General features: G+C 36.0%; 10 protein-coding genes. 5 read left to right on the top strand and 5 right to left on the bottom strand.

All coding sequences use genetic code 11. The features are described from left to right. Positions 1-12 precede the first annotated feature (12 nt). On the bottom strand, positions 13-1,080 hold the full coding sequence (gene serB / locus Q5N69_RS13685) for a phosphoserine phosphatase SerB (protein ID WP_304369555.1): 1,068 nt from the start codon (positions 1,078-1,080) through the stop codon (positions 13-15). A 272-nt stretch (positions 1,081-1,352) separates the two neighbouring features. Between serB and Q5N69_RS13690 the strand changes: the two genes are divergently transcribed. After that, the gene (locus Q5N69_RS13690; RefSeq protein WP_304369557.1) at positions 1,353-1,961 is read left to right on the top strand and encodes an AhpA/YtjB family protein; all 609 of its coding nucleotides are present in this window, start codon (positions 1,353-1,355) and stop codon (positions 1,959-1,961) included. Here the strand turns inward: Q5N69_RS13690 and Q5N69_RS13695 are convergent. The 4 genes from Q5N69_RS13695 to mnmC all read right to left on the bottom strand — a co-directional run bounded on the left by Q5N69_RS13695 (position 1,944) and on the right by mnmC (position 8,890). Continuing rightward, entirely contained in the window at positions 1,944-2,813 is an 870-nt protein-coding gene (locus tag Q5N69_RS13695; protein WP_304369559.1) for a TatD family hydrolase, read from the bottom strand. The two genes, Q5N69_RS13690 and Q5N69_RS13695, sit on opposite strands and share 18 nt — an antisense overlap. Before the next feature lie 60 nt (positions 2,814-2,873). Continuing rightward, positions 2,874-4,643: an arginine--tRNA ligase gene (argS, locus tag Q5N69_RS13700; protein ID WP_304369560.1), complete on the bottom strand. Its 1,770-nt coding sequence runs from the start codon at positions 4,641-4,643 to the stop codon at positions 2,874-2,876. Positions 4,644-5,063: 420 nt separating this feature from the next. Next, positions 5,064-6,644, bottom strand: coding sequence for a peptide chain release factor 3 (prfC, locus tag Q5N69_RS13705; RefSeq protein ID WP_304369562.1), 1,581 nt, complete (start codon positions 6,642-6,644; stop codon positions 5,064-5,066). A 182-nt stretch (positions 6,645-6,826) separates the two neighbouring features. After that, positions 6,827-8,890 (bottom strand): bifunctional tRNA (5-methylaminomethyl-2-thiouridine)(34)-methyltransferase MnmD/FAD-dependent 5-carboxymethylaminomethyl-2-thiouridine(34) oxidoreductase MnmC, encoded by a 2,064-nt coding sequence (mnmC, locus tag Q5N69_RS13710; RefSeq protein WP_304369563.1) that lies wholly within the window; start codon positions 8,888-8,890, stop codon positions 6,827-6,829. A gap of 186 nt (positions 8,891-9,076) precedes the next feature. Here mnmC and fabB point away from each other — a divergent pair, with 186 nt between their 5' ends. The 4 genes from fabB to Q5N69_RS13730 form a co-directional block, all read left to right on the top strand. After that, entirely contained in the window at positions 9,077-10,288 is a 1,212-nt protein-coding gene (fabB, locus tag Q5N69_RS13715; RefSeq protein ID WP_304369564.1) for a beta-ketoacyl-ACP synthase I, read from the top strand. 162 nt (positions 10,289-10,450) lie between these two features. Next, complete coding sequence (locus Q5N69_RS13720) at positions 10,451-11,569, top strand: 4-phosphoerythronate dehydrogenase (protein ID WP_304369565.1); 1,119 nt, start codon at positions 10,451-10,453, stop codon at positions 11,567-11,569. A 22-nt stretch (positions 11,570-11,591) separates the two neighbouring features. Next, complete coding sequence (locus Q5N69_RS13725) at positions 11,592-12,611, top strand: aspartate-semialdehyde dehydrogenase (RefSeq protein WP_304369566.1); 1,020 nt, start codon at positions 11,592-11,594, stop codon at positions 12,609-12,611. Positions 12,612-13,099: 488 nt separating this feature from the next. Beyond that, a partial coding sequence (locus Q5N69_RS13730) for a FimV/HubP family polar landmark protein (RefSeq protein ID WP_304369567.1) occupies positions 13,100-15,407 on the top strand: 2,308 nt, incomplete at its 3' end.

A 15,407-nucleotide genomic window follows, 5' to 3' on the forward strand; every position in this document is an offset into this window, starting at 1 on the left:
ACGAGAACTTAATTATGCTAGCCAATGGATCATGCAATCTAAGCCTGAGGTATTGATTGCTGTATCTGCTTTAGCTTTTACAATTGATTTTGCATGAAAAGCAACACCTAAATTGGCTGCTTCCATCATCACTAAGTCGTTAGCGCCATCACCCATAGCAACGGTTTGTTGGTGAGGAATGTTGTATTCTTTACTCAATAACGTTAAACATTCAGCTTTAACATTTGCATCAACTACTTTACCTAATACTTTACCTGTTAGCTTTCCATCAACAATTTCTAATGTATTAGCATAAGCCGCATCTAAAGAAAGCATATCTTTTAAATGATCAGCAAAGTAAGTAAAGCCGCCGGATGCAATAGCTACACGCCATTGATGTTTTTTCAATTCAGTAATTAATGTCTCTAACCCCATCATTAAAGGGATGTTTTTTGCTACGTCAGCCAGAATCTGTTCTGAGGCATTTTCTAAAGTAGCAACACGTTGATATAAACTTTCAGAGAAATCTAGTTTACCTTGCATTGCAAGCTCTGTAACAGCAGAAACTTGTTCACCTACACCGGCTAATATAGCTATTTCATCAATACACTCAATTTCTATAGTGGTTGAGTCCATATCCATTACTAATAAACCTGGAGTATCTAATTTAGGTGCATCTAATAAAATAGCAGCTTCAATGTTGTTAGCTTCAGCAAATGAGATAAGCTTTTGTCGCGCAGTACTGAGATCATTTACTGAAACTGCAAAGCGGTAACTTATTAGGTTATTTCGATCATTAATTGCTGTTAGTGCTGTTAATGAAATATCGCAGGCTAAAATTAATTTTGATAGTAAAGAAATAGAGATATCACTAAAAACCACTAATTCTGCAGAATTCTCAGAGTGAGTTATTGCAGCAATTTGTTCTGAAGAACCAGAAACCGATGAACTGCATAAACAATTCTCCGCTATAGATAATTCGTTTGCAGATAACGCCACGCTAAATGGAAATAAATTGGATGTTTGAGTGGGTAAAATAATTTGTGAAAGAGAAAATGAATTAACTTTATCTAGGGTAAATTTTTGTACGTTATTAGTCACTTTTAAAAGCCTACTTTGTATTGGTACCTATTTTATTAATCATTATTAAGTGGTTTAAAATAAATTAATTAGATAATAAAATCGATATTATTTAGTTTATTTAGCGTTTTGTATCACACCATTATCTCATTATTATTTATTCATTTGCTGATAAATGACATAAATATAGCGTTAAATGGCCTTCATCTGTAAAAAGATGTTCTCTAGTTATTTTAAATACTTCAAGAACCCTCTATAGTGTATCCATAGAGAAGCAAATATCATAGAGGATTATGGAAGCACCTAATCTGCCTTTATACCCTAAATTATCTCCTATTTATAATAAATTAATACAATTAGGTATAGCGATTGTGTTGATTATTGTTTTATTGAATTTATGGGTTACAAGTAATAACCATTCAGAGAAAACCATTCATGAGCATTTTTATCATGTGGCTGAACAACATTTAGACCAAGCTATTTCTGGTGTTTTATCGTTAGAACTCATTGATAATCAAGATGAACTAGAAAAGTATGTTGATAGTGTCGCTCGTGCTGATTGGGTTTACGATGCACATGTTTATGATGCTACAGGTAAAACCTTAGCCGTGTCAGGTAGTGACGCGAGTATAAAAGATGTTTATGGTATTACGCTAAATAAAAGTAATAAGAGCGACGAATATATTCCCCTTATTCAAGAAATTCGTACTGATGAGTTAATTGGTTTTATGAGAATAACGGTGAAAAAAAGTTATTTTATTGAAGATCTTTATGACACTAATTACGATAACCATGCCATGTTAAGATTGATGATTGTGATGTCTGTTTTTATTGGCTTTTTATTAACAAGAGGTTTAAATCGTTTCAGCCGTCAAGGTTTTAGATTACCTGTTGAAAAATAGTTCATTAATATTATTTTCAATAGTTTTAGTGATATCTTCTAAGCTCTCAGAGCGTATATCATTCAAGCAATTTAAGATATTCACTAACTTAAGTGGTGAGTTCTCTTCACCCTGAAATCCCTGTAAGGGCATGCTTGGCGCATCGGTTTCTAATAACAAGCTTTCTAATGGTAGCTTCTTGATCGCTTTAATGGTTTTTTGAGCTCGATCGTAAGTAATTGTTCCACCCACTCCTAGTTTAAACCCTAAATCTACATAATCTTTAGCTTGCTGATAACTCCCTGAGAAAGCGTGAATAACACCATGACTCTTTACTTTATGCTTTTTTAATAAGGGAATAATGAGATCGTGAGAACGGCGATGATGCACAATAACCGGTAAGTTATGTTGATTACTTAAGATAAGATGATGTTCAAAAAAGTCTATTTGCTGCTTTATATTATTTTTTTCGTCAGCAATAACCTTATCTATTCCCGTTTCACCAATAGCGACAATATCTTGAGTATGTTGAGCTATTTTTAGCGACAAGTTATCTAAAGAACTTTTATCTATGTTGTCCATAAACCAAGGATGAATACCTAAACAAGCAAAGACTTGAGCATGCGGTTTGCTTTTATTAGCTGAAAAAGCATCTAGTTTAGTGTTAGAGGAGGGAAGTGAAGAAGGTGAAAAGTGAGCTGCGTTTAATTTAGATTGACTTGATAAGGTTAAAACCTTATCCCAGTTTTCAGGTGAAACCGCTGGGATAATAATTCTGTGTATACCTGATTGATAGCACTGCTTTAATAGTGACTCTAGTTCATGAGAAAAAGTGTCAAAATCTAAATGGCAGTGGCTATCAGTTAATAACATAAGGCTAACCTTGTCGTCATCAGGTTGTTATTCATGTCGTTATTCAGACAATCAAACAGATTACATTCTTTCCATTACTTCGATACCTAAGATATCTAAACCTTTATTTAAGGTTTTAGATACTAGAGCACATAAAGCTAAACGAGATTTTTTAACATCTTCGCTAATGTCGTCTTTTAAAATCGGACAAGCTTCATAAAAAGTCATGTATAAACTTGCTAGCTCGTATAAATAGTTACAAAGCAAGTTAGGTGTACATTCAGAGATAACAGAATCAATAACTTCTTCAAGTTGTAATATCTTCATCGCTAGCGCTTTTTCTTGTACTTCAACAAGGTTTAGTTGAGAGTAATCAAGTTGATCAGCAGATATGCCCGCTTTAGTGAATATACTTTGAATACGCGAGTAAGCATATTGTAAATAAGGCGCTGTAGCACCTTCAAAGCTCAACATGGTTTTCCAATTGAAGATGTAATCGCTGGTTCTGTTTTTAGATAAATCAGCAAATTTAACTGCGCCAATACCAACCTTGCTTGAGATTTCTGCTAAAAACTCATCAGAAAAATCAGGATTTTTTTCTTTAATTAAAGCACTTGCACGAACTACAGCTTCATCAAGTAACTCTGCTAGTTTAATTGTTCCACCAGTACGAGTTTTAAATGGCTTACCGTCGTCACCCATCATCATGCCAAATGGGCAGTGATCATAGCCTACATTTTCAGGTAAAAATCCAGCTTTACGAGCAACGGTTTCAACCTGTTTAAAATGCAGAGATTGACGAGCATCGGTGAAGATAATAATACGGTCAGCCTTTAACTCGTTACTACGGTATCTACAAGCTGATAAATCAGTTGTTGCGTATAAGTAACCGCCACCAGATTTTTGAACGATAAATACAGAAGGTTCGCCATCTTTATTTGCCATTTCATTAATAAAAACAACTTTAGCGCCTTGGCTTTCTTCTGCCACACCTTGAGCCATAAGCTCGTCTATAACTTTTGGAAGGTCAGGGTTGTAAGCACTTTCACCCATAATATCGTCACGTGTTAACGTCACGTTTAATTTTTTATAAATGTCTTCACTATGAGCAATAGAAATATCAATAAACTGTTGCCAAAGTACAGCACAATCTGCATCGCCACTTTGTAACTTAACTACATAATCACGAGCTCTATCAGCAAAGCCATCTTCGTTATCAAATCTTACTTTTGCTTCACGGTAAAAATTTTCTAAATCTGCAAGTGCGGTTTCAGCTACTTCATCAGAAGCTAGTTTGTCACTTAAATGAGCGAGTAACATACCGAACTGTGTACCCCAATCACCCATGTGATTTTGACGAATAACTTTGTCGCCACGAAATTCTAAGGCGCGAACAACAGCGTCACCAATAATGGTTGAACGTAAGTGACCTACGTGCATTTCTTTAGCAAGATTTGGCGCTGAGTAATCTACAACGACAGTTTGTTGTTTTTCACCAGGCAAAGTTCCACGCTGAGTTACACCTAAATTTACATCGTTAGAGCTATTTGATAATTGTTCACTTAACCATTTTTTGTCTAAATGAATATTAATAAAACCAGGACCAGCTAATTCAAGTTTTTCAGCAATACCTTTACCAACTAATGCTGGTTCTAGTACTTCAACGACCTTAGTCGCTAATTCACGAGGATTAGTTTTCAGCTTCTTAGCCGCGCCCATAACACCGTTAACTTGGTAATCACCAAACTGTGGTTTAGTCGAAAGGCTAAGTGCAGGGTTAGTGCCTTCTGGTAATCCTGCTGCTGTCATAGCGTCAGAAACGATTGCAGCAAGTAAGTTCTTAATATTCATTTTAATAAGCTCTGTTATTGTTGTTTGGTTTTATCTTTGTTTATAAAGATAAACCTACAAACTACTTAAAATATAAAGCAGCTCGTTAAATAATTTATTATAAGTGATTTTAAAGTATATGTTAGTTAATCGATTATGAATAACATGATCATAATACCCAAATATTCTTTATTATTTGGTTAAGTTGTTAGTTTTTTATCAAAGCATTTTATTATTTTTATGAGGAGCTTAGTTTACTAAGTGACAAATAAAAATAATAAAATAATGCCGAGAAAAAGTTAACAACGACACCTAAAATAATTTCAAAGTATATATTCTTTTAGCAAAGCCGCCGAGGCGTTTTTTATAGGAGCATAGTTTACTATGTGACTTTCAAAAACGACGACAGCAATGTAGCTAAAATATTATATACGAAGAAATTTAGTGTTCACGTGTCTTATGGAAGACGATATCTGGCGCTCGCTCTTGCGCCAAACTCAAATTAACCATAGTTGGTGCGATATACGTTAAGTTATCACCGCCATCTAACGCTAAGTTATCAAAAGCTTTCTTTCTAAATTGCTCTAACGTTCTTTCATTATCACATGTACACCAGCGAGCTGTTGCAACACTGATTGGTTCATAAATCGCTTCAACTTTGTATTCCGTGCGTAAACGCTGAACAACAACTTCAAATTGAAGTACACCAACAGCACCAACAATTAAGTCGTTTGAATTTAATGGTCTAAATACTTGCACAGCACCTTCTTCAGAAAGCTGTATTAAGCCTTTTTGAAGTTGCTTCATTTTAAGTGGATCTCGTAAACGAATGCGACGGAACATTTCTGGCGCAAAGTTAGGAATACCACTAAATTTCATATCTTCACCAGCGGTAAAAGTATCACCAATTTGAATACTACCGTGGTTATGTAAACCTATAATATCGCCAGCGTAGGCCTCTTCAACGTTTGATCTATCACCCGCCATAAAGGTTACAGCATCGGCAATCTTTACATCTTTGCCAATACGTACTTGTTTCATTTTCATGCCTTTTTCATATTTACCTGAGCAAATACGCATGAAAGCAATACGGTCACGATGTTTTGGATCCATATTGGCTTGAATTTTAAATACAAAACCAGAGAACTTTTCTTCTTCGGCTTTTACTTCACGAGTTGAAGTTAAACGTGGTAAAGGTTTTGGTGCCCACTTAGTTAAACCGTCAAGCATGTGGTCAACACCAAAGTTGCCTAAAGCAGTACCAAAAAATACCGGTGTAAGTTCACCTTTTAGAAACTCTTCTAAATCAAATTCGTGAGAAGCACCTTGAACAAGTTCAAGTTCATCACGTAAATCTTCAGCATAACTGCCTAGTACTTCATCAAGTTCTGGGTTATCTAAACCTTTAATAACACGCTTTTCTTGGATCGTATGGCCTTGGCCCGTTTGATAAAGAAATGTTTCGTTAGTTAATAGGTTATATACACCTTTAAATTCTTTACCCATGCCAATTGGCCAAGTAATAGGGGCGCACTTAATTTTTAATACATCTTCAACTTCATCCATCACTTCCATAGGATCACGTACATCACGGTCCATTTTATTCATGAAAGTAATAATAGGCGTGTCACGTAAGCGAGTAACTTCCATCAGCTTAATTGTTCTTGCTTCAACACCCTTTGCAACATCAATTACCATTAAACATGAATCAACGGCTGTTAGTGTGCGATAAGTATCTTCTGAGAAATCTTCATGACCAGGAGTATCAAGTAAGTTTACTAAACACTTGTTATAAGGGAATTGCATTACAGAGGTGGTAATTGAAATACCACGATCTTTCTCCATTTCCATCCAATCTGATTTTGCATGTTGTCCTGATTTTTTACCTTTTACCGTACCTGCTTTTTGTAAAGCTTGTCCGAAAAGTAATACTTTTTCGGTAATAGTTGTTTTACCTGCATCAGGATGCGAAATAATGGCGAAGGTACGACGTAAATCGACTTCTTTCTGTTGTACAGACATGGAGTTACCTGTTGTTAAATATAAATGAAAATAGATGAAATTAAGCGCGGAATATTATACCGAAAAGTAGCATGAAGAGCAGTACTAATCTCTAGGAAAGCTGCTTTTATTTTTAATAAACCTAAATTGTAGTTCATTAATAAGTATTTTTAAGCACTTGAATGATTGAAATAGAGGAATTTTTATAGTTTTCGTTTAATCAGATCTCTGATAACAAAGCGATTCGGCGAAAGGTTAAATAACATTTTGCGATTTACAGGGTAGGGGGTTCCACATATATCGGCGGCTAAAATTTCAGCGGCAAGTGGTGCGCTACATAAACCTCTAGCACCTAAGCCAGTTAATACGTATAAATTATTTATTGTTGGAGCTGTTTGGTAAAACTTCCAGTTCTTATCTTTTCTTAGATGAGCGTAAGTTGTTACATGTTCTTCAATATTAGGCATTGCGCCTACTAAAGGTAAATGATCGGGGGTCATGCATCTTAATCGGGCTTTAGCCGAGGCAACATCTGTTTTAGTCCAATTTGTTAATTCAGGCAGGCACTGATCAAGCATGCCTAAGTTGTATTCATCTCCTTCTGGATTGACTGTTATATCAAAACTGTTTTTATCAAAAGTAGCTCCAATACAATGAATATTTTTATGAGCAGGTGTTAAGTAACCTTTATGGCAAATAACTGTGGAAAGCTTGCCAATATCATCATCACTTTTCATGCTTGTAATTTGCCCTCTCACCGATGTTAAAGGCAAATCATTAATTGTATTAATATGAATAGAGTCTGCACCACCACAAACAATAACAACATCTTCTTTGATTTGTTTTTTTATAGCTTTTTTAACTGTATTGAGCTGCCAAGTTAAGTCTGAGTTTTGTGTGATTGATTCGATTGCTATCGAATTCTCCACTCTTAATCTATTAGTAGTTCTTGCTGCTTCTAATAGTGCATGCACCAATTCTTGAGGGGCAATCCAGCCAGCTTTAGGCATAAATAAACCACCTTGTTTTAGAGGTAGATTACTAACTTCTTGAGCTTGTTTAGCATTAATAGAGTGAATAAGTTTTTTAGGCCAAGCTTGTATTTCATCAAACAAAGCTTGACGTTTTTCTAGTGCTGGCTTGTAAGATACTTCTAATAAACCACACCATTGATGTGAGAAGTTAAAGCCTTGCTCTAATAACGAATGATATAAATCTAAAGCATGCCAATAAGCGGTTTCATAAAATTCACTAATATCATCTCTTTGTTGATGTAATAAAGGGAATAAAGCTCCGATAGCATTACTTGATGCGCCTTGTGCTACAGTATTATCTTTACAATACAAGGTAACTTTAACGCCTTGTGTTGTTAAAAAATAAGCTGCACAAGCAGAGGCGATACCACCACCTATCATAGCAACATGTTGTGGTTTGGTGATCCTTGGGCGAGTTTGGTAGCCTTTCCCAACTAATTTTGTTTGTTGATAAACTGCTTTTAAAACTTCTTTTTTCAGTCCTGATGTTTCTATTTTTTGTAATCTAAATCCAACATCAATGAGTTGTCGTCTAACAAAACCGGCAATAGTAAATGTTGATAATGTTGACTGCTCTTTTGCTAATCTCGCTATTTGTGTAAATAGTTCAATACTCCACATTTCAGGGTTCTTTCTTGGAGAAAAACCATCTAAATACCAAGCATCTACCAAGCCTTCTTTAGGTGACTTTACGTTCGAATAAACGTCAGTCGCATCACCTATATAAAGTGTTAAATTTACACGGTTATCAAAAAAGCTAAAGCTTAATAAATCATTTTTTATTGTTTCAATATTTTCAGGGTACTGGTCAAGTAAAGGTTGATAAAACTCTGACAAGTGCGGAAATAAGAGTAAAGACTTCGCTAAGTCTTGTTTATTTAATGGATATTTTTCTACGCTAATAAAATGCAGTTTTTGAGTTTGAAGAGATTTGGCTTCTGATGTTGTAGTCTTATCTGAATTGTCTTGTGAATTATTTTCTAGCAGAGCATTATTATTAGCCAGCTTGTAGGCTTCTAACGTTAATAGAAAGTTTAATCCTGTACCAAAACCTGTTTCCGCAATCGTAAATAAGCTATCATTATTCTTTAATCGGTCTACAATTTTATTCGCTTCAATGAAAACAGTTGTACTTTGCTGGCAACCGGTTTTGCTATCGAAATATATATCGTCGAAATTCTTGCAGTAAGGTGCACCATTATCTTGAAATATAAGAGAAGTTTTTGAGTTCACTGGATTATAATGTCTTATTTAAAGGAATAGAAAACAGTATTATTTTAGCTTTTTTTTAAAGCAATTGGTATTCAACAGTTATTCAATTGAAGAAATGAGTGTACAGGTGTACACTGAGCAGACCAGATGGCGAGTATTTATCTGTATGATAAGCTCGAATTTTTAAATTTTGAAATGGTTATATAAATGAAACGTGTAGTAATCACTGGATTAGGCATTGTGTCAAGTATTGGCAACAATAGCGAAGAAGTATTAGCATCTTTAAAAGAAGGCCGCTCAGGTATCTCTCGTGCAGAGAGTTTTGCTGAAGCAGGCTTACGCAGTCAAGTTTGGGGCAAACCAGACATCAACATTACCGATCATATTGATCGTAAAGCTGTTCGTTTTATGGCTGATGCAGCAGGTTACTCTTATATAGCTATGCAACAAGCTATTGATGACGCTAAATTAACACCTGAACAAGTTTCTAATTTCCGTACAGGTATTGTAGCCGGCTCAGGTGGCGCATCATCAGAAGTTATAGTTAAAACTACTGATATTTTACGTGAAAAGGGCATAAAGCGTGTTGGTCCTTATGCTGTTCCTAAAACAATGTCGAGCACAGTTTCAGCGTGTTTAGCAACGCCATTTAAAATTTTAGGTGTTAACTATTCAATGAGTTCTGCTTGTGCAACAAGTGCTCATTGTATTGGTCATGCTGCTGAGCTTATTCAATTAGGTAAGCAAGACATCGTATTTGCTGGCGGTGGTGAAGAAGTTCATTGGTCATTAGCTATGATGTTTGATGGCATGGGTGCATTATCGTCTAAATATAATGATGCTCCTGAAACTGCTTCACGTACCTATGATGCTAACCGCGATGGTTTTGTTATCTCTGGTGGTGGCGGTATGTTAGTTGTTGAAGAACTAGAACATGCTTTAGCTCGTGGCGCACACATCTACGCAGAAGTTGTTGGCTACGGCGCAACTTCAGACGGTTACGATATGGTTGCTCCAAGTGGTGAAGGTGCTATCCGTTGTATGCAACAAGCTATGCAAGGTGTTGAAGGTAAAGTTGATTACTTAAACACTCACGGTACTTCTACTCCAGTTGGCGATGTTAAAGAATTGGGTGCTATTCAAGAAGTATTTGGAGCAGATTCTCCAGCTATTTCAGCAACAAAAGCAATGACAGGGCATGCATTAGGTGCTGCTGGCGTTCATGAAGCTATTTATACTTTATTAATGATGGAACACAGCTTTGTTGCTCCTTCAATTAACATTGATACATTAGATGAAAAAGCTGAAGGCTTAGATATCGTAACTGAAAAACGCGATGCTGAAATTAACTTAGCTATGTCTAATAGTTTTGGCTTTGGTGGAACTAATGCAACATTAGTGATGCAAAAATACAAATAAGCTTTATTTGTTATTAATAAATAAGCCTTATTACCGAGCATTATTTACTTTTTAAGTAAATGCTTGGATAAAAAATACAAAACCACTAAAGATAGCTTTAGTGGTTTTTTGTTTTCTAGGGTAAAATAAAGTAATTACACTAAAAATTTCAGAACTAATGCTATGAACATATATCACGATGAAAACATGCCATTCGCAAAAGAATTTTTTGGCGACTTGGGTACACTTTATCCTTTTGCTGGCCGAGAGCTAAATGCTGAAATGGTAGGAAATGCTGATGTATTGTTAGTGCGTTCTATTACCAAAGTAAATGAAAGCCTTTTAGCGAACAATAAATCACTGCAATTTGTGGGTACGGCAACAATAGGTGTTGATCATATTGATCAAACTTATTTAAAGAGCCGAGATGTTCCTTTTACATCAGCACCCGGTTGTAATGCAATTTCAGTTGCTGAATATGTGTTAAGTGCATTAGTTGTCATGAGTGAACGTTACTTAATTGATTTATTCTCGTTAAAAGTAGGTATTGTTGGTGCAGGTAATACAGGTACTAGATTAAGCGAAAAGCTTAGTGCATTAGGCATTGAATATGTAATGTGTGATCCTGTTTTAGCTGAAAGTCCTAACGACACAAGAAACTTTGTTTCGTTAGATGAAGCATTAGCTTGCGATGTTATTTCTCTTCATGTGCCATTAACTCAAGATGGTGAACATCCAACTTATCATTTACTCAATGAAACCAAACTTAAAAACTTAACCCGCGAGCAAATATTAATAAACGCTTGCCGTGGTGAAGTAATAGATAACAAAGCCTTATTGCAACTTAAACAAAATGGCATGCAAACTAAGTTGATATTAGATGTTTGGGAAGGTGAACCTAACCTGTTACATCCACTTATTGAATATGCAGAAATAGCTAGCGCACACATTGCTGGTTATAGCTTAGAAGGAAAAGCTCGTGGCACAGAAATGCTCTATCAGGCATTATGTAAACAGCTAAATATTCCTGCTAATAAAGCACTAAAAGACTTATTACCTAGCGCCTCAATAAACTCAGTAGAATTAAAGCAAGAGTTTGATGGAATATTATTAAACCAACTAGTAAAAATGGTTTACGATGTTAGACGTGATGATGGTATATTTAGACAACAAATAAACACTCAAGGATTCGACCACATTCGCAAAACATACCCAGCTCGTAGGGAGTTTTCGGCAGTAACCGTATCTATGAATAATCAAGCCAATGAAGGTGTGCCGCATCGCCTTGGCTTCAGCAAATAGTTAATCTAAAAGAGAGAGGATCATGGCACAGAAATTTGATGTATGCGTACTTGGCGCAACAGGCCTAGTAGGCAAAACAATTATTGAGATTCTTGAACAAAGAGACTTCCCAATCAATAAACTTTACCCATTAGCAAGTGCTCGTTCTGCTGGTGAATTTATTGAATTTAAAGGTGAAAGTATCGAAGTTCTGAATGCAGACAACTTTGACTTTAGCCAAGCACAAATTGGTTTCTTCTCAGCAGGTGGTGCTACCTCAGCTAAATTTGCACCAATTGCTGGTGATGCAGGTTGTATTGTTATTGATAATACATCTGAGTTTCGCTACGAAGACGATATTCCACTAATCGTGCCTGAAGTAAACCCTCAAGCATTAGGTGAATACCGCAACCGTAACATTATTGCTAACCCTAACTGTTCAACGATTCAAATGTTAGTTGCATTAAAACCAATTCAAGATGCTGTAGGTATTTCACGTATTAACGTGTGTACTTATCAATCAGTTTCTGGTGGTGGTAAAGAATCAATGGATGAATTAGCTAAACAAACAGCTGATTTATTAAGTGGTAAGCCTGTTGAATCTAAAAACTTTTCTCGTCAAATAGCGTTTAACGTTATTCCACAAATTGACGTGTTTTTAGAAAACGGTTACACCAAAGAAGAAATGAAAATGGTTTGGGAAACTAAAAAGATTTTCGGCGACGACAACATCTTAGTTAACCCAACAGCTGTTCGTGTTCCTGTATTTTACGGACATGGCGAAGCACTACATATTGAAACAAACTCACCTATTTCAGCTGAAGAAGTTAAAGACTTGTTAGAGCAAGCTGAAGGTGTAGTTTTATGCCGTAACGATGAAGACTTCCCAACACAAATTGGCGAAGCTAGCGGCAAAGATGAGACATTTGTTGGCCGTGTTCGTGAAGATATTAGCCACAACTGCGGCATAAACATGTGGATTGTTGCTGACAATACACGTAAAGGCGCAGCAACAAACAGTATTCAAATTGCTGAGTTATTAATAAAAGATCATTTATCTTAATTTAATAACCTATAAGCCGTTATACTTAAACTCATCATTACTTAGTAATGGTGAGTTTTTTTATGAGAGTAAGAAAATAATTAATAATAAAATTACAGAAAAACAATAAATTACCGATATAGTAATTAGTCATCCTGCATACTGTTTTCATCGCTGTACACAAGATAAAGTGTTTTAATAACATTAAAGCAAAAGGCTTTATTGATTGTGTTAAACAAGTTGGTGAGATAACAAAGGGCGATAAGGATTTTCTTTAGGCTGAATCTTATTTAAAAGAAAAGAATTTAAACCTTCCAACTTAAAAGCAGGACGCTGAACTAATCAATAACATCTCTAGTGATAAATAAAGTCATTTGCTATACATTAAGGTGTTGTTCAATAACGACTGCTGGCATTATATAATGAGTTGGAATAAACTTTGCTTTGTTTTATTTGGTCTGTAATGTGACAGAATATTGGCTCTATTAATAATAAATAGGAATGTTGTAATGCAACAATTTTTACGCCTGTGCCTCTGGCAGGTAATGATATTTACTGGTTTTAGTGCTTCTACAGCAATGGCTGAAGAAGTTGGAATCAGTATTAAAGGACCAAAGTCATCTGATGTTGTTCAATATGAGCAATATGGACCTATAACGCCAAAAGATACTTTATGGAATATTGCCTTAAAGGTTAGACCTGATAACACATTATCTATCTATCAAGTAATGCAATCGCTATTTGCTCGTAATCCTCAAGCCTTTGTGGGAAATAATCTTAACCACCTTGCTACAGGCGCCTATTTACAAATCCCTTCTATTGACGAAATGAGAGCAATCGATAGAAACTTAGCCCAAATTAAGTCTAATGCCGACGATAAAAATTGGGAAAAGAAAGTTGTAAAAGCTGAAGTAAAAAAAGAAACCAAACCCGAAGAGCTTTCTGTTAAAAAGAAAGATTTAGACGCAGCAAAAGTAGAAATAAACGAAAAATTACAAACTTTTGGTAATGATCAAACCGAACGTTTATCAACTATTCAACGTGATGTGCTTGACTCAATCGACGGTTTACAAGCTTTACTTAGAGAAAATGAAGGATTAAGAAGTAAGCTTTCCTCATTTAATGAACAACTCAATGTCATGCAAGAAGAAGTTGCTAAAAGCAAAGAAATTAAACTTCAAATGAACGACATGCTTGCTCTTCAACAAGCTCTGTTAGATAAAGCTGAAGAACGAGAAGCTGCACTACGTCTTGAAAAAGAAAGATTGGCAGCTGAAAATAATAGCTTTACTTCAAGCCTTTGGTTCCAACTTCTTATTTTTACCATTCCTACATTACTCTTAGTTGGCGGCGCTCTTTGGTTTTTCCTATCAAGAAAATCAAAAGATGAACCTAAAGACGAAATCAAAGCTAGCAAAGAAACTAAAGCGGAAGAACAGCCAAAAGAAGAAGTACCAGTAGAAGCTAACGCTGACGAAGAAGCTTCACTAAGTGAAGAGTTATCGTTAGATGATGAACTGTCTTTAGACGATGAGCTAGCTATCGATCTTGCCGAAGATGAAGATGATCTTTTTGCAGATGACTTAGATTTATTAAATGATGATACAGAATTAAGTGATGACACCCAATTACTTGATGACACTGTTACTGATGATGATGTTATTCACCTAGATGACGAAATTGACGATTTAGAAGATATTTCATTAGAGGGTGGAGAACTCGCCCAAGATGATTTAGATGCTTTATTGTCAGGCATCAATGACTCATCGCCAGTGTCTGAAGAAGATAAATCTCTTGATCAAGACATGTTAGATGACTTACTTGGCAGTTCGGACGAACTTGAAACCTTAGATGAAAGATCTGAGCCTGTTCCAGATGAATTAGAATCCGCCGATGCAGCAACTGAAGATGAAGACTTATCTGGTGATCTGACCGACCCCGATGATATTGATGCATTAATGGCTTCAATTTCAGAGTCAGAAGAATCGAAAAAAGTTGAAGATGATGACTTAGAAGACTTATCAGGTGACTTAACAGATCCTGATGATATCGATGCACTTATGGCTTCAATAGACAAAGCTGAGCCTGAAGAAGTAGTAGATGGTGCAGAAGATGAGCTAGAAGACTTATCAGGTGACTTAACAGATCCTGATGATATTGATGCGCTGATGGCTTCAATAGACAAAGCTGAGCCTGAAGCAGTAGTAGAAGGTGCAAAAGACGAGCTAGAAGACTTATCCGGCGACTTAACCGATCCTGATGATATTGATGCGCTGATGGCTTCGATAGACAATGCTAAGCCAGAAGAACAGCCTGAAGCGCAAGAAGCTGCTGAAGAAATAGCTGAAGATTTATCAGGTGACTTAACCGACCCTGATGATATCGATGCACTTATGGCTTCGATAGACAATGCTAAGCCAGAAGAACAGCCTGAAGCGCAAGAAGCAATTGAAGAAGTTGCTGAAGAAATAGCTGAAGATTTAACAGAAGACCTAACCGACCCTGATGATATCGATGCACTTATGGCTTCGATAGATAATGCTGAACCAGAAGAGCAGCCGGAGCCTGAAGCGCAAGAACCCATTGAAGAAGTTGCTGAAGAAATAGCCGACGAAATTGCAGAAGATTTAACAGAAGATCTAACGGATCCTGATGATATTGATGCACTTATGGCTTCGATAGAGAATGCTGTACCAGAAGAGCAGCCCGAGCCTGAAACGCAAGAACCAATTGAAGAAGCTGCTGAAGAAATAGCCGACGAAATTGCAGAAGATTTAACAGAAGATCTAACGGATCCTGATGATATTGATGCACTTA

It is taken from the genome of Pseudocolwellia sp. AS88 (assembly GCF_030551755.1).
In the GTDB taxonomy this organism is placed as follows: Bacteria; Pseudomonadota; Gammaproteobacteria; order Enterobacterales; family Alteromonadaceae; genus Pseudocolwellia.